This window comes from Leptospira meyeri, from assembly GCF_004368965.1.
In the GTDB taxonomy this organism is placed as follows: Bacteria; Spirochaetota; Leptospiria; order Leptospirales; family Leptospiraceae; genus Leptospira_A; species Leptospira_A meyeri.
Genome location: NZ_SORO01000001.1, coordinates 410,413 through 432,736, shown reverse-complemented (window position 1 = coordinate 432,736; position 22,324 = coordinate 410,413). Strand labels below are relative to the sequence as shown.

General features: G+C 38.9%; 19 protein-coding genes. 13 read left to right on the top strand and 6 right to left on the bottom strand.

Features of this window, described 5'->3' with window-relative positions; genetic code table 11:
- Window positions 1-3: 3 nt before the first annotated feature.
- From bfr to CLV96_RS02020, 4 genes are read left to right on the top strand one after another with little or no spacing between them, the layout of a single operon-like run.
- Entirely contained in the window at window positions 4-480 is a 477-nt protein-coding gene (gene bfr / locus CLV96_RS02035; RefSeq protein WP_004789070.1) for a bacterioferritin, read from the top strand.
- Window positions 462-1,610, top strand: coding sequence for a THUMP domain-containing class I SAM-dependent RNA methyltransferase (locus CLV96_RS02030; RefSeq protein ID WP_414534292.1), 1,149 nt, complete (start codon window positions 462-464; stop codon window positions 1,608-1,610). The genes bfr and CLV96_RS02030 overlap by 19 nt, the downstream gene beginning before the upstream one ends.
- On the top strand, window positions 1,607-2,752 hold the full coding sequence (locus CLV96_RS02025; protein ID WP_004788713.1) for an acetylglutamate kinase: 1,146 nt from the start codon (window positions 1,607-1,609) through the stop codon (window positions 2,750-2,752). The genes CLV96_RS02030 and CLV96_RS02025 overlap by 4 nt, the downstream gene beginning before the upstream one ends.
- A 10-nt stretch (window positions 2,753-2,762) precedes the next feature.
- On the top strand, window positions 2,763-3,116 hold the full coding sequence (locus CLV96_RS02020; RefSeq protein WP_020777577.1) for a DCC1-like thiol-disulfide oxidoreductase family protein: 354 nt from the start codon (window positions 2,763-2,765) through the stop codon (window positions 3,114-3,116).
- Here the strand turns inward: CLV96_RS02020 and CLV96_RS02015 are convergent.
- Genes CLV96_RS02015 through CLV96_RS02005 form a run of 3 tightly spaced genes read right to left on the bottom strand, consistent with a single transcriptional unit; the run spans window position 3,103 to window position 5,974 of the window.
- Window positions 3,103-3,780 (bottom strand): iron-containing redox enzyme family protein, encoded by a 678-nt coding sequence (locus CLV96_RS02015; RefSeq protein WP_004788798.1) that lies wholly within the window; start codon window positions 3,778-3,780, stop codon window positions 3,103-3,105. The genes CLV96_RS02020 and CLV96_RS02015 overlap by 14 nt on opposite strands.
- The gene (locus tag CLV96_RS02010; RefSeq protein ID WP_004789136.1) at window positions 3,777-4,772 is read right to left on the bottom strand and encodes a D-alanine--D-alanine ligase family protein; all 996 of its coding nucleotides are present in this window, start codon (window positions 4,770-4,772) and stop codon (window positions 3,777-3,779) included. The genes CLV96_RS02015 and CLV96_RS02010 overlap by 4 nt, the downstream gene beginning before the upstream one ends.
- Window positions 4,769-5,974, bottom strand: coding sequence for a KamA family radical SAM protein (locus tag CLV96_RS02005; protein WP_004788773.1), 1,206 nt, complete (start codon window positions 5,972-5,974; stop codon window positions 4,769-4,771). Before CLV96_RS02005 ends, CLV96_RS02010 begins: the two co-directional genes overlap by 4 nt.
- Before the next feature lie 82 nt (window positions 5,975-6,056).
- Between CLV96_RS02005 and CLV96_RS02000 the strand changes: the two genes are divergently transcribed.
- The 3 genes from CLV96_RS02000 to CLV96_RS01990 all read left to right on the top strand — a co-directional run bounded on the left by CLV96_RS02000 (window position 6,057) and on the right by CLV96_RS01990 (window position 8,804).
- Complete coding sequence (locus CLV96_RS02000) at window positions 6,057-6,701, top strand: HAD family hydrolase (RefSeq protein WP_004788500.1); 645 nt, start codon at window positions 6,057-6,059, stop codon at window positions 6,699-6,701.
- 34 nt (window positions 6,702-6,735) lie between these two features.
- Window positions 6,736-7,554: a GerMN domain-containing protein gene (locus CLV96_RS01995; protein ID WP_004788967.1), complete on the top strand. Its 819-nt coding sequence runs from the start codon at window positions 6,736-6,738 to the stop codon at window positions 7,552-7,554.
- 101 nt (window positions 7,555-7,655) lie between these two features.
- Complete coding sequence (locus CLV96_RS01990) at window positions 7,656-8,804, top strand: GGDEF domain-containing protein (RefSeq protein WP_231292583.1); 1,149 nt, start codon at window positions 7,656-7,658, stop codon at window positions 8,802-8,804.
- A gap of 187 nt (window positions 8,805-8,991) precedes the next feature.
- Here CLV96_RS01990 and mqnC read toward each other — a convergent pair whose 3' ends face one another.
- Window positions 8,992-10,101 (bottom strand): cyclic dehypoxanthinyl futalosine synthase, encoded by a 1,110-nt coding sequence (mqnC, locus tag CLV96_RS01985; protein WP_004788970.1) that lies wholly within the window; start codon window positions 10,099-10,101, stop codon window positions 8,992-8,994.
- Window positions 10,102-10,224: 123 nt separating this feature from the next.
- Between mqnC and CLV96_RS01980 the strand changes: the two genes are divergently transcribed.
- From CLV96_RS01980 to CLV96_RS01965, 4 genes are read left to right on the top strand one after another with little or no spacing between them, the layout of a single operon-like run.
- Complete coding sequence (locus tag CLV96_RS01980; RefSeq protein ID WP_040917666.1) at window positions 10,225-12,327, top strand: (Fe-S)-binding protein; 2,103 nt, start codon at window positions 10,225-10,227, stop codon at window positions 12,325-12,327.
- A gap of 22 nt (window positions 12,328-12,349) precedes the next feature.
- Complete coding sequence (locus CLV96_RS01975) at window positions 12,350-13,246, top strand: FecR family protein (protein WP_004789163.1); 897 nt, start codon at window positions 12,350-12,352, stop codon at window positions 13,244-13,246.
- On the top strand, window positions 13,243-14,187 hold the full coding sequence (locus CLV96_RS01970; protein WP_004788499.1) for an LBF_2017 N-terminal domain-containing protein: 945 nt from the start codon (window positions 13,243-13,245) through the stop codon (window positions 14,185-14,187). Before CLV96_RS01975 ends, CLV96_RS01970 begins: the two co-directional genes overlap by 4 nt.
- Before the next feature lie 3 nt (window positions 14,188-14,190).
- Window positions 14,191-16,104 (top strand): PP2C family protein-serine/threonine phosphatase, encoded by a 1,914-nt coding sequence (locus tag CLV96_RS01965; protein ID WP_004788623.1) that lies wholly within the window; start codon window positions 14,191-14,193, stop codon window positions 16,102-16,104.
- Between the two features lies 1 nt (window position 16,105).
- Here the strand turns inward: CLV96_RS01965 and CLV96_RS01960 are convergent, their stop codons facing one another.
- Complete coding sequence (locus CLV96_RS01960; RefSeq protein ID WP_004788710.1) at window positions 16,106-17,695, bottom strand: peptide chain release factor 3; 1,590 nt, start codon at window positions 17,693-17,695, stop codon at window positions 16,106-16,108.
- Between the two features lie 129 nt (window positions 17,696-17,824).
- On the opposite strand from CLV96_RS01960, the gene CLV96_RS01955 reads away from it, so the two are divergent.
- Window positions 17,825-19,858, top strand: coding sequence for a 6-bladed beta-propeller (locus CLV96_RS01955; protein ID WP_004788931.1), 2,034 nt, complete (start codon window positions 17,825-17,827; stop codon window positions 19,856-19,858).
- The gene (locus tag CLV96_RS01950; RefSeq protein ID WP_004789143.1) at window positions 19,839-21,875 is read left to right on the top strand and encodes a tetratricopeptide repeat protein; all 2,037 of its coding nucleotides are present in this window, start codon (window positions 19,839-19,841) and stop codon (window positions 21,873-21,875) included. Before CLV96_RS01955 ends, CLV96_RS01950 begins: the two co-directional genes overlap by 20 nt.
- Here the strand turns inward: CLV96_RS01950 and CLV96_RS01945 are convergent.
- The gene (locus CLV96_RS01945; protein ID WP_243836386.1) at window positions 21,832-22,305 is read right to left on the bottom strand and encodes a hypothetical protein; all 474 of its coding nucleotides are present in this window, start codon (window positions 22,303-22,305) and stop codon (window positions 21,832-21,834) included. The two genes, CLV96_RS01950 and CLV96_RS01945, sit on opposite strands and share 44 nt — an antisense overlap.
- Window positions 22,306-22,324 lie beyond the last annotated feature (19 nt).

Sequence of the window (22,324 nt, the reverse complement as noted above, 5' to 3'; positions counted from 1 at the left end):
CATATGAAGGGAAAAAAAGAAGTAATCGACATTTTAGCGGAAGTTCTAGCGGCAGAACTCACAGCCATCAATCAGTATTTTATTCATGCAAAAGTCTGTAAAAATTGGGGGTATTTGGAACTTGCTGAATACCTCAGAAAAGAGTCCATTGAAGAGATGAAACATGCAGATGAAATCATCGAAAGGATTCTATTTTTTGATGGAACTCCTGACCTACAAAAGTATCTAAAAATCAATGTTGGCCAAACGGTTCCCGAGATGTTGGATCATGACTTACAGCTAGAATACAATGCGGTAGAAAGACTTAACCGTGGCATTGATATCTGTGTAGCAGCCAAAGACAATGGAACAAGAGAACTTTTCGAAAAAATCCTAGTTTCTGAAGAAGAACATATTGATTGGATTGAAACACAAAAATCCATTATCGATTCGATAAGCCTCCCTAACTACTTGGCTCAAAAATTAGGAGACTCGGAATAAAACCTACTCACCCCACTTACCATGCCATTTGCGGAGAGGGACTCTCTCCGCTTTTGGAATCCGAATTAAAATCGTTTCATCTTAAAATCACTAGTTCTAACAGAGGTGGCGTTTTTTTTTCCGGCAAAAAAGAAGATGTCATAAAGTTTGCGGTTCATACCAAGTTTGCTTCACGAATCAACTTACAGTTGCTACATGATAATGCAGAAACTTACGATGAATTTTATGCCAAAGCAAACGAACTCCCTTGGGAAAAATACATTGGCCCGGATGTTAGTTTTCGAATTGATGCTGAGACCAAAGATAAATTAAAGAATTCTGAATTCACCATGCATCGAACAAAAGATGCAGTCCTCGATCGTTTGCGGAGTAAAAAAGTCCCTCTCCCCGAAATTGAAAAACGAATGGCAGACATTACCATCGTTGTGAGATCTCATACAGACCGCTTTAGCATTGAAATTTCCCTTTCGGGAGATCCCGTGGGAAGGCGCGGATATAGGCTCTTTGCAGGAAATGCTCCCGTGAGGGAACCCATTGCACAAGCAATGCTCGAAGTCTCCGGTTGGAAAGAAGGAAATACCTTAGTAGATCCCATGTGCGGTTCAGGAACCATCCTTATCGAAGCCGCATTAAGAGAACGTTTGTATGGCGAAATCAATCGTTTCCTTTTTGCGGAATCTCCTGTATTCCAAATTCTATTTCCGACGTATGTGTTTTCCGAAAGAAAAATGGAAAAACCAAATTCCCCTCATCTTTTTGGATTTGATCTAGACCCGGAAGCAGTTCGCATCGCAAAAGAAAATGCTTATGAGGCGGGTGTTGAAGACTTTGTTACGTTTGAAGTCGGAAACTGTTTGGATCTCAAAAACAAATTTGGAGACAAAGGTCACGTGGTTACCAATCCACCTTATGGGGATCGGATTGGAAAACCAATGGAAGACCTAAAGGAAATGTACTTTCAATTTGGAAAGGTCATTAAAAACGAGTTTGGCGGTTGGAAGTTTACCGTTCTTTCGGGGGATTTTTCTCTGCTTGGAAAATTTGGACTCAAAGAAAACACACATTTAAGTTTGAAACATGCCAACCTAAAAGCAAAGATTGTTGATTATGAGATCAGAGGGGGGAAATGAATTCCAAAGACGTACTCAGTCGGGTCTTTGAAATCACAAGAGATCCAAGAGATGGACTTCTTTTCTTAAAAGAATTCCAATCTTTATCTCCGGAATCGTTTGCGATTCTTTATGCGGATTCGGAAACCATTTTTGATAGTTCGGAAGCCTTATTTTCAGACCTAAAACTACTCTACCAACTGGATCTTTTTCCCTTTGTCATTTTGGAAATAGATAGTTTCCAATACTTAAAAGTTTTTTTCCCACTGGAACAAGTGAATGCAGATGGCGAAAGAAGTCTTGGTTTCTCCTACCAAGTGGTGGATCGAAACCAACCTCTAAAAGAAGAAGTCACAAAAAGTATCGGTCAGAAAAAAATCCCGATTTTACTTTGGGATGATGAAAAGGAAAAACTTTCCGCACTTATTGACCGTTGTCGTTCTATCCTCCATTCTTCAAAGGTCATTTATGTTTCGATAGATGGTCCACTAAAAGACCCAAATACGAGTAAGGTAAAATCAATCTTACAAAGTGATTCACATTTGTCTCTTCCGGAAGGGATGACACTTTCTCGGTCACAGGAGGAGTTCATCCAACTTTCGGAAGACTTATTGGCAAAAATAGAAGATCCAAAATTTAGCATTGTTCTCACTTCCCCATTCACTCTACTCACCGAACTTTTTACCGTAAAAGGAAGTGGAACTCTTGTTAAGCGAAAAAACAAAATCAAGGTTTGTCATTCTACTGAGGACGTCGATATGCCAAGAGTATTCCAACTCATTGAAGAATCTTTTGGCAAACCATTAAAACCAGAATTTTACAAAACTAAATTTGATGTTTTATTTTTAGAAGAGTCGTACAGAGCCTGCGCTTGGATGCAAAAAACTGAACATGGGTATTTACTTTCTAAATTTGCAGTGAACGGTGTGGCAAGAGGTGCAGGTGTAGGTCGCGATATTTGGGACCAAATCTTAGAACACTGCCGACCACTGTTTTGGCGAAGCAAACCAGACAATAATATCAACAAATGGTATATGTCTGTCGCACAAGGGATTGAAAAGGATGAAAGTTGGTATTATTATTGGTTGGGACTCAGCCAATCACTCATTCCTGCTACTATCCAAATATTAAAGTCACAACCGGAAGATTTTTATCCGAAGTAATCCAATACCTATGTTATCTAAAAATTCAGTCTTAGTCTATGATGGAAACTGTGAATTTTGTACCCGCTTGGCAAAATCCATTCGAGAAAAAACAAAAGATCAAGTTGCCATTATTTCCTTTCATAAGCTCACAGACGAAGAACTTCAGTCCCTTCACAAACAACTAAACAAAACCTTATGTGCGGGGGAAGTGCAACTCATCGAATCTGGAAATCGGTATCCAGGGTTCTTTGCTGTAAGGCAACTTTTTTGGAAAATGGACAAATACAAATACTTCAGTTTCCTTTTGTATTTGCCCCTAGTCCCATTTTTCGGAATGGGGATAATGCTTTTTTTGAAACGTTTTCGAACTAAACTTTCGTAAGGTGTTCCTCATCCAAACGAGAGAGTCCTTTGTAAAAATCTTCCCTTGCCATCAGAGCAAGTAAATTTCCTTCGATCACTTGGTTCTTTGCTTCGTCTGTGATTGCAGTTTCTTCAATCAGTTCAAACATACGTTGGCTATGGCCTTCATCCGCTTCCAAATTTACTTGGAAAAATTTACCTTCTGGAAGTGCCATTTCTGTTTTCAGTTTTTTATATGCTTCAGAGATCTGCGAGTATTCTAATTTCAAAAGGTATTCATTTGCCGGCCCGAGTGCCCCAAGCCCATAAAAAAATCCTTTTGCAATGATGGACTCCATTTTTTCCAAATAGGTTTTTGTTTCTGGCAAAATTTTATGATTTGTAAAATCAAAGTTTAGTTTTGTTAAAAACTCAATGAGAATCGAAACATGAGTGTCTGCAATTTTTCCTTCTCCGAGTTCTCCCCAAATATTTTCCACAAGAACAATTTTTGCCTTTTGATCTCTTGTTTTGGCAGCTACTAACAAAAACCAGTCCACAAAGCCAATCGATACAAAGTATTCTTGGCTTAACCATAAAATTAAGTCGTTAAAACTCATTGAGGCACTTCGTTCCAACAACCATTTTGATCTAAGGATGGGATGAGATTCTACATCCTTTTTTAAAGTTTCCACGATGTTCATAGGTTTTTATCCTTTGCATATTGATAACGATGATGGTGTTTGTATTCCTGAAACCCTAAATCCAAAACATAACTTAACAATTCAGAGTAAGACCTTCCACTTATTTCCCATAACAATGGCAAGGTGGAATATATAGAAGAAAAACCCGGTGTTGCGTTCACTTCCAAAAGATAGGGTAATTCTTTTTCCAATTTAAAATCGATCCTAATATAACCGGAACTTCCCAGGAGACTCGCAATTTTCACTGCATAGGTTTGCAGGGACTCAGACAAGTCTTTGGGCACAGAAAAATCCAATGATTCAACAAAGTTTTCTTTGGATTTAACAAGATCACTGTAAACAAGTCCCGGATAGTCAACAAAGGCAGGGTCTGTGGCAGTATACTCACCCTTGTTTCCAAGTACTGCGATCGTCAGCTCCCTACCCGAGAGGTAGGATTCCGCAATGACGGAATGGAATTTTTCAACCAATGCGGGCAAAACATTCCCCCAATCGGTATCATTCTGAATTAGATTTTTTTCGTTAATACCTAGACTCGAACCCTCTCCATTTGGTTTGATGAATAAGGGAAGGTTTCCCGGCGGTGTTTGGTTTTTATCTTCGACAAGCCAAGAATCAGCTACGGGAATTCCAAAAGATTTTAAAAAGAGATTTGTTTTGTATTTATCCAACGTTAAGGTTTGGACAGTCGCAGAACTTCCCGTATGGGGAACGGCCAAATATTCGCATAACGCCGGTATATAGGCTTCTCTGTTTGGGGACCGGTATCCTTCCACAAGATTCCAAACGATCCAGTGTTTTCTCTCTTCAAAAGGAATGGTACTGAGAACGGAAGTTATCTCTGATGGATTTGATAAAACCGCTACATCATAACCTAAATCCAGGATGGTTTGTTCCATCTTTTGTATGGTTTCTTCCGATTCCCATTCCTGAGAAAATTCGGGAATATTCGGATCATAAACATCACAAGCGAGGATCACAGTGCCTTTCATAATCCCAGTTTCTCCAAATCAGCTTCACTGAGAACAGGGTAATAGGATTCTTTGGTGGAATCTACAGGTTCGAAGGATAGATGGATTTTTTTGGTGACTGCCGATCGAAATACATGTTGGCGGGTTTTCGGAATATACCCCAAATACCAGTTAGGTGCAATGGTAATTTTACCGCCTCCACCAGGAAGGTCATTTACAAATTGGGGAATCCCCATCCCTCCAATTTTACCTCTCATGTATTCTACAATTTCTATCCCACGGGCAAGTGGAGTTCGAAAACCCCTAGAACCTGGGATCAGTTCCGGGTCATATAGATAATAAGCACGAACACGCATTTCCAGAAGTTTTTTATGAAGGCTAAGCATAGTCTCTTCATCATCATTGATGTCCTTTAAAAGTACTGACTGATTCCCGACAGAAACACCTGCTTTTAGTAACCGAAGGATTGCTTCTTTGGATTCTTTGGTGCATTCTTTGGGATGATTGAACTGCGTATTACAAAATATGGAAAGTTTGTCATTATTATAAGTTTCTATGATTTTGCACAAGGCCTCTGTGATCCGAAATGGCAAAGTAACAGGGTTTCTTGTACCCAAACGACAAATTTTTACGTGAGGGATGGAGTTTAACTCAGAAAGAATCCACTCGATTCTGGCATCGGCTAAGTTAAGAGGATCTCCACCGCTGATGACTACATCTTCTATTTCAGGATGGTTTCGTATGTATTCAAATGCCTTTTCCAAATCCCCTTTTTCCATTCTTTCTTCATTGGAAGATACTTTTCGACCCCGCATACAATGACGGCAGTACACACTACAAGAATGATTGGAAAATAAAAGTACCCGATTGGGATACATATGGGTCAGCCCACGAACAGGGCTTAGCCTTTCTTCATCCAGAGGATCGGAACTTTCTTCTGACGAAAGGACCGCCTCTTCTGATCTGGGAACAATCATCTTTCGAATGGGACAATTCGGATCATCGGGACTTGACAAAGAAAGGTAATACGGAGTGGTAGAGACATGCAAACGGATGGTCTCTTTAATTCCTATGATTTCAGATTCGGTCAGGACAAAATACAGAGATAAGTCTTCCCCTTTCACTCGATTTTGTAACTGCGAGGTGTGATCCGTCCAATTTGTCCGAGAATACAATTCTTCGCGCGCCTTAAGAACTTCTGATAAACTGCTTTGCACGAGCATAACTTCCAATTCCTTACTTGCCAAGAGACCGCCAAATTCTTTTCTGGTGGTAATGCAAGAAAACCGCCTGGGGGAAATCCGCATGGTCGCCTTCGATGTCGATGGGACCTTATTTTCCTCAGAATCCATAATCTTTAAGACCTACGTGCAGGCAATCGAAGAGTTTGCACAGAAGACGGGAAAAATCACGTCCTTGCCGAGTCATGACCAGATTATGAATGAAATTGGGAAACCGGTTCGTACCATCTTTAAAAACCTATTACCAAACCTTCCTGAATCCGAACGAGATATTATTTCTGGAAGGGTTCTAGACCTTCTCTGCGACGCTATTAGGAGTGGCGGTGGAGATTTTTATGCAGGTGTCGGCTCTACCATCCATTATCTCAAAGAAAAGGGATATACCATCACTTGTGCCTCCAACGGAAGAAAAGCTTATATCGAAACCGTTTTGGATACAGCAGGAGTCTTACAATACTTCGAACCAATTGTCGTGATCAACCAAGACACCATCCATAGCAAAGGTGAGATCCTTGCGGAGTATGTTCGCAAATACAATTTAGAACCAAGTGCCATTGCGATGATTGGAGACAGATATAGTGACTGGGAAGCGGCAAGAGAGAATGGATGCCCCTTTGGCTTCTGCACCTTTGGTCATGGCCTTCCCGGAGAAATTCCCGATTTCGATTGGAAATTCGATGATTTACCTACTTTGAAAGATTTTTTTTAAATTCCAAATTCTCGACTTTTCCGACATTGATAGTGTGGCGGTACATCCCCAAATCCAAGAAGACAAATGGAAATCTTTACGCTATCTAATAGGCGGGATTTTTCTTGTACTAGTCCTCATTGAAAAGTCAATGGGCTTTGATCCGAAAGCCACTGGAAGTTTTCTTCCCAAACAAGGATTCCGCAATATCGGTAAGTCGCAAGATAAGGCAAAATTTGCAGAACCCTCTGATCCATTTACCAAAGAAAATTGGGAAGATGATTTGAATTGGGAGGAAGAAGTTTTGATACAAACCTTTCCTGATTCCGAATCAAAACAAAAACCTCAGACAAAATTAGTGGATGAAACTATTCCAGAAATCACCCTTCCCGAAGATAGGTTTCCTGGCACCGGCAAACGCCTGCAAGTGGATGCAGGTTACTTACCGGTTTACTTTCTAAAATTTTATGGAACCGGCAAAAATAGCCAATCCCAACTAGTTAAACTCACCCGGGAATTTCCGGGTGGAGATCCGATTCCTTTTTTATTCCAAGAATTAACCAAAGGACCAAATCCAGAAGAAAAAGGAAAAGGGGTTCTTTCTGCTTTGTCCAAAAGAGTCAGAATGGATCCCAACTACCGTTTGGAAAATGGAATCCTCCACCTCTCGATTTCGGAAGATATTCATTATGGAGGGAGTATGGAAATCTTAAAAGACAGACTCGACCAAATTTCATTCACTATGATCGGAAATTTTGGAATCAAAGGAGTTGTCCTTTATTCCAATGGAGAAAGAATACGGTCTTTGGGAAGTGATGGACTGACCATTCCAGAAGTTCTTGCCAAATCCCAAAGAAAGGTAATCATTTTCTAACCAAGGAAATGGTTTACAGATCTTAGATTTTCGGTATCGTTAGTTCTGGTTCTTACATGCGTAGGCATACATTCAAAAGATATTTTTTTGTTTTTCGTAAAATGTTTTTACGAACCTACCATCCTAGTTTCACTGCTACAAATATTTCGGATATAGGATCTTCCCTTCAGATTTTTAGCGTGATGACGGCCTTTACTTCGATCATCTCTCTTCTGTTTGTCGATTCTCTCGTGCGAACCAAAGAAGCAAGTTTCTGGATTGCCTTTTTTAGAATCTCTTCTCTTGCCATTTGTTTTTTTGTCTATCTCTTTGGAAAAAAAAGGGTTAAACTTTACCAACGACATATCTACGGAATTACAAGTCTTGTCCTCATTGGTCTCATTTTACTCTATATACCCATGATGGTGTATGACAAACCAAACCATGCCTATTATCTGTTTGGCTCTGCCATTGTCATCGCCAGTGCTTCGATTCTTCTTTGGATTGAACCTTTCCGGATTCTACTTCTTTCCACTCTTTACATTGCTGTATTCATTCCCTTACATTTAAACTTTTCGCGAATCCAGGGTTTTGATCGTTTTGTCTTTTATCAAGATGTGCTGATTGTTTCCTTTTTACTCGCTTTTGGATTTGTTGCAAACCTCCTCATCAACTACTGGCGATTTGAAGAATATAGAGTAAAGGCAAGATTACGGATCACTGTAGGAAAACTACTTCGGATCAATCAAAAAATAGAAGATCTCTCTCGGGTGGATTCGATGACTGAACTATTTAACAGACGCCATCTGTTAGAGCAGTTCGATCTCTATAAAAAAAGATCCAACCGAGAAGGGTTTATCATTGGGCTTGTGATTTTGGATTTGGACCGGTTAAAGGCAATCAATGATAAATACGGTCACAAACAAGGCGACCTTGCCATCCAGGCTTTTGCGAAAACGGTAAAGTCCAGAACAAGGATCACAGACATTGCGGCGCGAATTGGTGGAGATGAATTTTGTTTGCTTGTCTCTCCCATTGACAGAGAAGGTTTGCAGGTTCTTGCCGAATCCATCCGCGAGAAATTGGAACGTTTGCAAATTCCCATTCATAACCAACCTGGCGAATCCCTTACCCTAACGGTATCCATTGGGGCCACACTCTTTCGCCCAGAAGACGATCCTAGTTTTGATGAACTCTACCACAAAATTGACACGGCTCTCTATACCTCAAAAAATGAGGGAAGAAACCGAATCACACTCATCGAATCATAAAAAAATGATCGACAAGGATTGCAGAAATCATAACCATTGATATTGAGACTGATTCTCAGTTTATGTCCATAACGGATAAGGTGTAAAACTTCCAAGATGGGTGAAAGCCCGTCTTTTTTTTTACTCGCTGATCTTTGGTGAGAACCTTAACCGAAAAAAACTTCGATACAAACTTGGATAAAAAAATTCACTCCACTTCTGCTCGATTGCCTTCGTATTCTTCTTCGTACAGTAAATTCCTTCGGATGGGTTGGAATCCCCCTTCTCTTAAAAACTTACGAGCTTCCTTTTCTGTTTTTAGTCCAAAGGAACGAAGTACATTTTCTTCAATGACAACAGAAGAAATATCATCTGCCCCGGAATAGAGAGCCAATTGTCCCACACCTTTTCCAAGAACCATAACGGATGTTTCAATGTGTTTGATATTGTCGAGGAAGATCCGGGAAATCCCAAGAACCTTCAAGTATTCATGAGTAGGAACGGGTCTTACTTTGCACCTTTTGGTTTGTGGTTGGAAGGTCCAAGGAATAAAAGATAAAAAACCACCGGTCCTGTCCTGGAGGTCTCGAACCACAGATAAGTGTTCGATCACCTCTTCTTCTGTTTCTTCCGATCCAAAAACGACATTTGCCGATCCAAGAAGCCCTACTTCGTGACAGGTTTCCATTGCTCTTACCCATTCCGATACAGTGGCTTTTTTAGGAGAAATGATTTGGCGCATTCTCTCTGTGAGAATTTCTGCCCCAGCCCCTGGAACCGAATCAAGACCGGCTTCTTTTAAAATGAGTAATACTTCGCGGAGTGGTTTGCCCGTGATGGTTTCTAAATTGATCACTTCCACTGGTGAAAAAGCGCGGATATGCATCTTGGGGTATTTTGTTTTTACCGTCCGAATCACATCTAAATAATAATCAAAAGGCAAATCGGGATAAACCCCACCTTGGAGGAACATTTGGTCAGCCCCTTCTTCCACCGCGTAATCCATTTTTTGCAGGATTTCTTCTTTGGAGAGAACATAACCTTTTCCGTTCCCAATCTCGTCCATAAAGGAACAAAAACTGCATTCCACATTGCAATAATTGGTATAGTTCACCACTCGGAACATTGTGTAACTGGCTTCTGTATGCGGGCGAATTTTTTCGCGGAGAAACCGTGCCGCCATTTGGATTTTTAGAAAGTCCCCACTCTTGTAAAGGAGGAGAGCCTCTGCGGGAGAGATCCGTTTGCCTTGGACAGCGTTCAAAAGGACAGTATCTGCGGGGTCATTTGGGCTAAATGAAAACGAGTCTAAGTTCATAATCTCTACCTACTTGGACAGGAAATCTGCTGACAGATCCCTGTAAAAACCGAATTTTCCTGGACATTCATTTTTCTATACAAATCCTAGGAAATACCAAACACCTTAAGGGCATAAACATAAATGGATATCGGAAGAATACTCTTTCACCTATTATTCACAGCATTTTTCGTCGTGGCAAACATAGTCTTTGTCCGCGCCATCCTTTACAGGCTAGGACTGATCTTCAATGGTCGTCCTGCTTTCTTCAATGAAGATGCGAAAAAGAACCTAAATATTGGATTTCGTCTCAAAAGTTTTTTAATAAACGTTGTCCTACAAAAGAAAAATTTCCGGGAACCAGTGCGTGGAATTATGCATGCCTTTGTTTTCTACGGATTTCTTGTGTATACCATCCATACAACTAGCCAAATGGTTGCTGGTGTATTTGGATATGTCATGGAAGATCCTTATAAATTTGCTCTTCCTGAATTTCTTTTGGGCGAATCCGCAAATCATATCTATGAACAAGCTGTAAACTATGTTTCCATTCTTGTACTCACTGGTCTTGGTTTCTTTGCTTGGAGACGTTGGATCAAAAAAGCAAAAGGTCTTGATGTTCACTCTCCTGCTTCTGCGATTGTGATCAGTATGATTGCAACCCTTATGGTTACCACCTTACTTGGTAATGGTGCTAAAACGGTTGCGGCAACTTACTTTACACATGCAGGTCTCATAGATGGAGGTATCGGATCCGTTTGGGAATCGATTGGCGTTGCTAATTCTTCAGCTGATACAGTATTCCAAATCATGTGGTGGGGTCATATCCTTACCGTGTTTGCTTTTATGTTGTATGTTCCTACATCCAAACATGCCCACTTAATTTTTGCTCCGTTTAACTATTTCCTTGCGACAGACACTCCGAAAGGACAACTTTCTAAACTCAATTTAGATGATGAAAATGCAGTTTGGGGATCCAATCGTGTAGAAGACTTTCCTTGGCCAAACCTACTTGATGGTATGTCTTGTATCGAATGTGGACGTTGCCAGGTAGAATGTCCTGCCAATCGCACAGGAAAAGTTCTAAACCCGAAAGCAATCATTGTAGAACTCAAACACCAAATGTTAGAGAAAATGCCAGAAGTAGCAGCTGCACGTGCTGGTAAAACTCCTGAAGAAGCAGCGGAAGCAGTAGCTGCTTTAGAAACAGGGGTCATTAACTCACACGAAGGTTTAAGTGAAGAAGCACTTTGGGGCTGTACAACTTGTTATGCGTGTGTGGAAGCCTGCCCTGTAGGCAACAACCAAGTAAATGCCATCATTGAAATGCGTCGTCACTTAGTTCTTGCCGAATCAAAAATGAGTCCAGAACTTCAAAAGGCCTTCACTAATATGGAAAACAATTCCAATCCTTGGGGTGTGGGAGCACATACAAGAGCTGATTGGGCAGAAGGTCTTGGTGTTAAAGTTCTTTCTGAAGCAGAAGACAAAAACGTGGACGTACTCTATTGGGTAGGATGTGCGGGTGCTTTTGATGAAAGAAACAAAAAGATCTCTCGTGATTTCGTAAAAATCATGCAAAAGGCTGAAGTAAACTTTGGTATCCTTGGAACCGAAGAAGGATGTTCGGGAGACTCGGCTCGCCGCGGTGGTAACGAATATCTCTACCAAACATTAGCACAAACCAACGTAGACACAATCAATGGTTACGGAATTAAAAAAATCGTAACCGCTTGTCCACATTGTTACAATACAATCAAAAACGAATACCCACAATTTGGTGGAAACTTCGAAGTCATCCACCACTCGGAGTACATCAACCAACTTTCAAAAGATGGTAAAATTGATGTGAAAGTGGCTGATGATGCCAACACAGGAAAGTATACTTACCACGACTCTTGTTATATCGGTCGTTATAACAACAATTACGATAACCCGCGAGATGTTGTGAAAAAAGTATCCGGTGGTAAAATCGAAGAAGCCGTAGACCATCACTCCAAAGGGCTTTGTTGTGGTGCAGGTGGAGCACAGTACTGGATGGAAGAACATGTGGATGAATCCAACCCAGAAAGTACACGTGTGAATAGCAAACGTACTGGACAACTTTTGGATACCGGTGCAACTACTATCGCAACTGCTTGCCCATTCTGTATCACAATGATTACAGACGGTGTAAAAGCCGCTGAAAAAATTGATTCTGTAAAAGTTAAAGACATTGCGGAATTAGTTGCCGAAAACATCGACTAACAAGTCTAATGATGAGGATTGTATGAATTTTCAAAATTTCCTCATCATTAATAATTTATATCGAAGGAAAAGGTGGAGGGAAACTTCCACCTTTTTTATTTGTAAACTGAACCAGTTCATTCTCGCTAATTTTTTATTTGTATTCATTATCCTATCGAATTTAACTTCAAGTTCACTTACGTCTGAACCCAAACAAATCACCCAACCTCCAGAAGGTGACGGAATCACCATCATCGTAGAAAAAGGACAGACACTGAGTATCATTTCCAAAACTTATTTGGATGATCCAAGAAAATGGAAAGAACTACTGAAATCCAATCAAATTGATAATCCCAATCTTATTATTCCCGGAATGAAATTATGGATTCCCCAAAGTTTAGGAAAAAAACCTTTAGCAGACCTCCAAAGATATACAGGAAAAACAGAAGTTTTAAAAGTTTCTAGGAAAAGCTCCGACTGGACTGGAGCAACATTGGGTGAGGGATTGTATGCAAAAGATGAAGTACGAACCTTTAAAGATTCAGAAGCACAATTTCTTTTGTTATCAGGGTCTAAGTTTGAAATCACAGAAAACAGCCATGTGATTATGGAAAAAGGTAAATCAGATACAGAACCTGATGAACTTTATCTTCGCAAAGGAAGAATGAGATCGATCATTCAGAAAAAACCATCAACAAACCAAAGGATGTTTTTATTAAAAACTGATTCTGCAGTTTCGGAAGTTCGAGGAACTGATTTTCTAACTGAGGTAGATCCTTCTGGAAATACAACTTTGAGTTGTTATGAAGGACTTGTGGCAGTCACCGCACAAAATGTAACAGTAAACGTTCCTTCTGGATTTGCTACCTTTGTCGAAAAAGGCAAAGCTCCGCTAAAACCGTTCAGTCTCCCGGACCCTCCCGAACCAAAAGAAGAATGAATTTTTTCAGCCGTTTCAAGTCTTTCCTATTTTGGTTCGTTTTTTTTAGTATAGGATTCTTTTTTCCTATTTTTTCAGAATCAAAAACAATCAAGTTCACTCTCGAACCAGAAAGAGAGGATATCATCCAGTATGAATTTGAATTATGGAAAGCACCTAACTTCGATTTAGAGATCCCCTTTCGAGTGCTTGCAAATCCGGGCAAAATTCAACTTCATATCCCAAATGGTTATGAATACTTTCGAATTCGCGCCGTGGCAAAACGCCAAGTGCGTGGATTTTGGACGGAATTGTATGCAGTGAATTCGTTTGGAAAACCAAAACCCAAAGAGCCTACGAAAATCATAGTCACAAAACCAACGACAACAAATGTTTTGGTTCCCATTCAAAAAGGAAAGGGAAACAATCAATTTTATCTAACAGAAAATAAAATCCAAGTAAAGCCAATCTTAAGCCAACCGATGAAAACCTTTGTTCGTTATCGAGTCAATGGAGGACCCTGGGTGGTTACAAAACAACCAGAACTGACATTCTCTAGTGATGGGAACTATAAACTAGAATACCAAGTCACCAATGAACTAGGAGTTTCAGATTCTATGCAAGTCTGGGAATTTAGTGTGGACAAAACACCTCCAAAGACAGAATTTCATTGGTCATCCCTTCCTTTCAGAAAATCAACTCACTATTTCGTAGGACCCAAATCCAATTTAGAACTCCTATCTACCGATACAGGTTCAGGATTGGACTCCATTCGATTTCGTAGCGTTTGTGGAAAAAAATCTCCCACTGAATGGTATCTCTGGGAAAATCAAACTTCTTGGGCAAATGTGATTCATTCTTGTTTAGAGGATTTGGATTTAGAAATTTCCGCCATAGACAAGTTGGGAAACGAAGAAGTTCCGCAAAAAATCAAAATCATACACACGAAAAAGGGAAACTAACCCGTGTTTTCTGTAAATAGAGTCCGGGAACTTTATGAACATTTTTTATATGTAATCAAAACAAAATCTTTTCTTAAATTATTTATTTCAATCATCGCTTTTTTAATTTTACCCTATTTTATTCTCGTGTCTTCGATGGTTCATTCCAGATACAAAGAAGCTTTGGATTGGAACCAAAGATTCCAACTCATCCGAATTCAACTCCTGGCAATTGATTTAGAAAACCAAATCAGAGAACAAATTAATCGAGATATCTCTGAAAAAAAAAACATGGGCATGATTTCAATCGCAGAACTTCCAGAAATTATAAGCCACTGTAATCCTACTCCTAGAGACATTTTTCATTTAGAAGAAATTACGTTGTTACAATGTGATTGGGGATCTGAAAAAAAATCCTATCTTTTCGTTTTAGATGGTACAAAAGTTTCTGTCCACTCTGCCGAGTTTTTAGAAGAAGCATTACTCGATTCACCCTTTAGTGATCCGAATGAGGGTTTGTTTTTACTCGGTTCACAAGGAGATTTTGGAATTTCAGGATTTATCGAAGATGAATTTTTAGTTTCTGATTTTTGGAAATCAGATGTAAAATCTTCTCTTCAAACTGATTCCAATCTGCCTTCCCTTCGGGAAACGAAAAAAGATAACTTAGATTATTTTGTGGTTAGTTATCCAATGTACGGGCTTCCAATTCATTTATTCATTGTTAGTCCAAAAGACTTAGTCTTAATTCCGATTAAAGATTCTCTAAAAAGGAATATAGCCATATTAATTTCCTTACTTTTTTTATCCTTTGTTTTTTCTATAGCAATTTCTCTTAGAGAAATTGAATCAAAACAAAAATTAAAACTACTTTTACAAGAGTATCCTCATGCAGCTATTCTGTACGATGCAAAAGGAAAAATTTTATTAGAGAATCAAGAAATTGAATCGAAGCTTTCGGTTACGAATTTATTTCGAGATCAACTGTCCGTCAAAGAATGGATTGAAAAAGAAGTTAATTTATTTTTAAAAGATGAGTCCAATTTGCATTTGGATCAGAACAAACTTAGAAAAGAAGAATCTGATTTTTATTCGGAAGATGGTTCTGTATATTTATTAGAGTTTACATACCAACTTTGGTTTTTAGAACAAAAGTATCGATTTGCAAGTGGAGCCTTAGTCCTTGTCCAGAATGTAACGAAAAAACGTTTAGAGTTCGAAAAGGAAATGGAATATGCTAAAGATTTACAAAAAAAATATCTTCCCAATCGAATTATCATTTTACCCAATTTAGACTACGAAGTATTATACAAACCGCTGATTCAAGTAGGTGGTGACTATTATGACTATATTGATTTGGGGAACAACCGGTCGATCTTTGCTCTTGGTGATGTGATTGGACATGGTGTTAAAGCGGCTATGATGATGACAGTTTTACGTGTCCTCTTTCATCAAATTGTCAAAACAGAATCGGACCCGAAACAAATTCTAAAAAAAATGAACGAAGGCGTATCCAATAATTTTCCAGACCCGTATGCTTTTGTACCTTTTTTGTTCTTATTATTTGATTTTAATCAAAACACAGTTTTGTATGGAAACGCAGGCCATCCTGGGATGTTATACTTCTCTGGAAATAAGATAAGTTGTCCCGAAAAATTAAATCCCATGTTTGGAATGCTCCCAAAGATGGAGCCCAAAATATTAGAATTCTCCATACAAAAAGGGGATCGTTTTTATCTTTTCACAGATGGACTAAAAGATGTCGAAAATTCTAAACAAGAGAAACTGGGGGAAAAAGAATTAAAAGATTTTTTTTCTTCAGTGAGGGACAAACATATGTCCCTCGTAAAACAAGAATTAGAACTAAAAATACGATCCTATTCAGAAGGAATCCCATTCCTAGATGATATCACCTGGATTGGAATAGAAGTGATTTAGATCATTCTTCGAGCGGAGGATTCTCTAAGAGCTCAATCCCTTCGTTATTTTTGTGAAAATAATTCATATCCCATTCTGTATCAAAAAGAAGAGCCATATTCCCAAATAAATCTTCCACGAGTCCTGCATTCGATGGGATCTTTGGTCTATCTTCTTTTTTTACCCAACGGGAAATTCCGTAAGGCAAGATATGAATGGAAGTATCGGCTCCATATTCATCTTTTAATCGTCGTTGGAATACTTCAAATTGGAGTTTACCCATAGCACCAATGATCGGGACTCCACCACCAATGGTTCGTGAGGTGAAGAGATGGAGGATTCCTTCCTCTGCTAACTGGTCAAGACCCTTCTTAAAGGATTTGAGTTGTAATGTGTCCTTACAAGAAATGGTGGCAAATAGTTCAGGCGCAAAACTTGGGAGTGGACGAAGCGGTGGAGTATTCCCTGTTGATAATACATCTCCAATTTTATACGTCCCTGGATTCACAAGTCCGATGATGTCCCCTGGATAAGCAGTATCAACCGTGTTTCTATCTTGTCCAAAAAATGCAAAACTCGAAGAAAGTTTAACTGGTTTATCCAGTCGGTTGTGATTTACGTTGAGTCCTCGTTCAAAAACTCCAGAACAAATTCGTAAAAAGGCAATTCTATCTCTGTGTGCCTTATTCATGTTTGCCTGCACCTTAAATACAAAGGCACTAAAAGGAGCATTGATTGGATCTAAATAATTTCCATCCCTAAGCGGGATATGATCAGGCCCTGGGGCTAATTCTAAAAATTTATTTAAAAAGAGTTCTATCCCAAAGTTATTGACAGCCGAACCAAAGTATACGGGTGTTTCCTTCCCCAGTAAAAATGAATTTTTATCAACCTTTCCAATGCCATTTTCTACAAGATCAATTTGCTCGCGAAACGCAGTTACAATTTCGGAATCAAATTGTTCATCCAAACTTGGATCATTAGGACCAGCCATACGAAATACAGCCTTTTGTTTTCCACCAGGAGTCCGGTCAAAAAGATACAACTGTTGATCCCTTAAGTCATAAACCCCTTTGAAATCAAAACCGGTTCCAAGAGGCCAAACATCAGGGACTGCCTTGATTCCAAGAACTTTTTCAATTTCATCCAGGAGCGCATAAAGATCCTTAGTCGGACGATCCATCTTGTTGATGAAAGTGATGATGGGAATTCCTCGGTCTCGACAAACCCGGAAAAGTTTAATGGTTTGGGGTTCTACCCCCTTACCCGCATCAAGAACCATCACGGCGGTATCGGCAGCCATCAGGGTGCGGTATGTATCCTCAGAAAAATCTTCGTGACCGGGAGTGTCTAAGAGATTTAAAATATTGTCTTTGTATTCAAACTGAAGTGCGGCAGAAGTGATGGAGATCCCTCTTTCCTTTTCCATCGCCATCCAATCAGAAGTGGCAGACTTTCCTTCCTTTTTGGCTTTCACTGCTCCGGCAAGCTGGATCGCACCTCCGTAAAGAAGGAGCTTTTCCGTAAGCGTTGTTTTCCCCGCATCAGGGTGAGCAATGATGGCAAAAGTCTTTCGGCGACGGACTTCACGTTCTATGAGATCAGGAGACATAACTTGGATTCCATACTGGCTAAATTTAAGATTCTGTCGAGAATAAAGAGAAAACTAAAGGTCCAAATCCTAGGGAAGGGGTTGACTTGAAAATTATGTCCCATTAGATTGGGGCTGGAGGGACTGTCTTTGAGAAAGTTATTATCTTTTTTCTTTCTATTGGTGAGCACACAAATTTTCCCTCTGGACTTTCCCAACTTTTCCTTGGGGGAAGAGAATGCCAAGGAAGAATTCAAACGAGGACTGACTTATAAAAATTTAAGAGAGTATTCTGCTGCCAAAGAACGATTCCAGAAGGCTGTCAATTTAAAAAAGGATTTTCATTTGGCCAGACTGGAACTTGCCAACAACTACTATCTGCTAGGTGAATGGGAAGAAGCACTTGATGAATTAGAAATTTTGACGACAAAAGCAAAAACTGATCTTCTCATTATAAATAAAATCGAAGCTTTACGTTTGGCCATTGCTGGTGGAGTCACTGACAAAGAGAAAGTTTATTTTAAAACGATCGAGGGAGATTCAATTCGAGGTTATCGATTTCGTAATCCTGTGGACATCACCTTCGATGAAGATGGCAATTTCTATGTTGCTGGATTCGATACATCCAATATCATCAAATTCAATGCAGCAGGAACTCCTCTCTCAAATTGGCGAGGTGGGATAACAAGAAAACTAGACCGGCCAGTTTCTCTCGCCTACCATAACCAAAAAATTTATGTGGCTGATTTTGCTCGAGATGAAGTTTTACTTTTTGATTTATCCGGAAGTTTTATCTCTTCATTTGGTGGATCAGGAAAAGGCCAAGGACAGTTTCGTGGCCCCTCTTCTATTTATATTGATTCAAATGGAAATATCTTTGTAGCAGATTCTGGAAATGCAAGAATTCAAAAATTTAATTCTAATGGGAAATTTCTTTTGGAATTCCAAGGATCTGGTAATTCAAAACTGGGAAATCCATCAGGGATTACTATTCACGATGGAAAGATCTATGTAGTTGATAAAGAGAACATTCGTGTATTAGTTTTAGATGGTGATGGCAATACATTAAACATCATTCAAAAACCAGAATGGAAAAAACCTAGAAGCATTCGTATTTTAGATAACCAAATATTTCTTACCGATGAGTTGACCGGCATCTGGACCTACTCATTGTTACATGGTGAATGGAAACAATTAAGTAAGTTTAGAGATAAAAAAGGAGTGTATCGAGTTTTATTTCGCCCATTTGCTACCAATATGGATTCCACAGGGAGTCTTTATTTTGTTGATTTCGGAAAACACAGAATCGATATTTTTTCACAAAAAAACAATCTTCTCTCTAACTTAGATTTAAAAATTGAATCGATAGATACATCTGGTTTTCCCGATATTCACATATATACACGTGTCCGCAATCGTGCTGGCAAAGAGATTGTAGGAATTGACCGATTGAGTTTTCGGATTTTCGAAAACGATAATATGACCCCTTTGTTCTCCTTGGCCAACAAAAACAAGTTAAACGACAAATTAAGCGTAGCCATGGTCTATGAAAATAGCGAAGTTTTGAAGAAAGGAAAACTCGCGCTAGAAGATGGTCTTTTCCCCTTCTTTCGTTCCTTACATGATACAGATAAAATTGCTTTGTATCGAGCGGGAAAAGACAGCAATTTAATTTTACCAGAAACTGTATCTCTCCGTGATATCCTAGCAAAAATCAGAGACAGCGTCCCAGAAGAAAAATACAATTTCGGGAAGGCCAGTATCGCTGCCCTGCAAAAACTTTCTCTTGAAACTGGCCCGAAAGCGTTAGTTTACCTGGTTTCTGGAGAAAGTAGAGAAGATAGTTTCCTTCAATACCAAAAATCTAGAATTGTGGCCTTTTCGAAAGCACATTCTATTCCAATTTATGTTTTGACAGTAAATCCAAACAATACTTTCGAAGATTCATGGTCGGATATGACAGGACCAACGAACGGTCGCTACATTGTACTTGATGGAGAGGGCGAAGAGCGGGAATTATACAAAAAACTGAAGTCACATATAGATTACCGATATATATTGTCTTACAAAACAGACACAAATCCTGAACTCATCAATCGATATATCAAATTAGCCATTGGTGTGGAACATCGAGGAGTCAAAGGTCGAGATGAAGGAGGATACTTTGTTCCAGAACCTCGTTAAATACTTTTACAGATACAGCCTCAAGTTTGGCGTTTTAATTTTTGCTTCGGTTCTATTTGCGGAATCAACCACTCTTGAAGATATTGCAGAAGGAAACAGGTATCAAAACGAACATAACTGCCGCAAGGCGATTCAATTTTATCAATCTGCATTACAAAAAAATCGCAACTCAATTGATGCAAAACTCGGTGTGGCTAATTGTAGTTTTCAATTGGGAGCTTTTCGCGAAAGTAAAAAATTCTATCTGGAAATTTTGGATAGAGAACCAAAACATATTCCGGCAGTCACAGGTCTTTGCGAAATATACCTTCTTGATTCCGATTTTTTGGGGATATCAAAGTTAATTGATCCATTGCTTGTTGAATTCCCAAATAATACAACATTACGAATTACAGAAGCAAAATCTCTCCAAAAACAAGGGAAACTTGATTCGGCAATTTACAAAATTAACACTTTGTCTAAACGATTAGAAGAGCCTTCCGACTTGGTACGTATGTTAGCTGAATTGTATTTTACAAAGCAGAATTATACAGACTCTTACAATGCAATCGATGCCTATTCCAAAAAGGAACCAAATGATCCAGAGGGTTTTGCTTTCAAAGCAAAAGTTCTTTTGTATCAAAACTACTTTTATCCTAACCAATTAAAGGCGGTTTTGTCCTCAGTTCAAGACTCATTGCAGAATTCCTTAAACCTAGATCCAAAAGGAGAAGATGCTCGTTTTTATTCGGTTTACCACGATATCATTTTATCCAATCTAAATGGTGATAAGGAAGTCAAAAGAAAAGCATTTAGAACCATCTATGAATTAGCGAGAGAATTTCCAGAAAACCAACTTTACCATAGCATTGAAGCCAATTTGGCCTGGGAGTTAGGAGAAACGAAATTTGCTACATATCATTATCGAAGAGCTCTACAATTAGATGATTTGGATGAAATCCTAAGATTTGAAGCGGAGGAATATACAATTTCGAATGAAAAGGAAGAGTCAAAACTAAGAAGAGAATTAGGTGATTACAGGAGAGACCGTTTTTACTCCGAAAAACATTCGTTATACCATAAAAGTTCTTTGTTCCATCTAAAACGTGCTAGAGATCTGAGCCCACAAACTCCTGTGATTAGAAAAGAACTTTTGGAATTTTATAACCAGACAGGGGAATCAGTCAAATATACAAACTTATTATTAAGACTTAGAGAAGAAGATCCGAACTCCTTCAAACTTCAAAACAAATTGGAATTTTCTATTAAAAATCTAAAAGAATCATTAGAGTTTCGCGAAGGTTATCTGCAAATCGATCCGAATGCAGTTTTAGATAATACCGTACGTTACAGTCCAGAGGTGTATGTTTTTGATATGGAATCAAGTTTGCCATTTCCATATCATTTACAGGCGGGAAGATTGTTGTCAGAAGCGTTGCGTTACAATTTAAAACAAATGCAAATGGTACGAGTTGTAGATGGAGATGAATTCAAACATATTCGGGGATTACTCAAAGAAATGAGTTACCATCCCTTTTCCCAAACATTACCCTTTGCGATTGACAATTTACATCTGCTAGACTCAAGAAGAAAAAATGCGACCAAAATACGTTATATAGTTCACGGAAAGTATAAAATCAATGACGGAGATATTCGCATTGATGTCTCTGTCTATGATAGAAACAGTTTACGTGATATTGTTACTTGGTCCACAAACCAAAGAGGGAGAGATAGTTTGCCAACCGTCATTCATAGGATTGGTGAACGTATCAGAGACTTACTTCCCAAAGAAGGGAAAATACTAAAGGTCAAAAAAGATGAGGTCATTGTATCTCTTGGAAAAGATGACGGATTAAAAAAAGACTCAAAGTTAGAATTCCAGAGAAAGGGAAACCCAATCTTCCAAGGTGAAATCACGGAACTTGGAAAATCCATTTCATCAGTGAAACCAAGTGTTCGCGGGTGGGAAAAAGAATTGGCAACTGGAGACAGTGTCATTCTTTCCACGGACTCAAATAAAGAGAAGAAAGATAAGTAAGAAGATCCTCTGAAATTTGTTCCTCTTTTTCTTTGGTAAAATTTGGAATTTCTAACTGGCAAAGATTCCCTTTGAAATAAAGAGATTGAACCCCTTCTCTATGAAAACATTCGTGCAAAATTGGCCGCAAACGAAAGAAATCCTTTGCTTCTAAATAAATTGGTTCCTTAGAAAACTCATAATTAGCAACTAATTTATGTATGTTGGGGCGAGTTGTATTTTTCCATTCTAAATCGATATTCGGATAAAAATAAAATTTTCCAGATTCAAACTTCAGTTCTCCATGAGACAAGAGAGTTTCATCTTCTTTGTTGACAAAACGGACTTCTCCTGTTTCAGAGGAATTTTTAGCATTAAACCCGACAAATACAGAGCCAAGACCTTCTTGATTCCTTTTAATTTCTATTAATAAAATTTGCGGTTTTCCCAACTGATTTGATTCCTCAAAA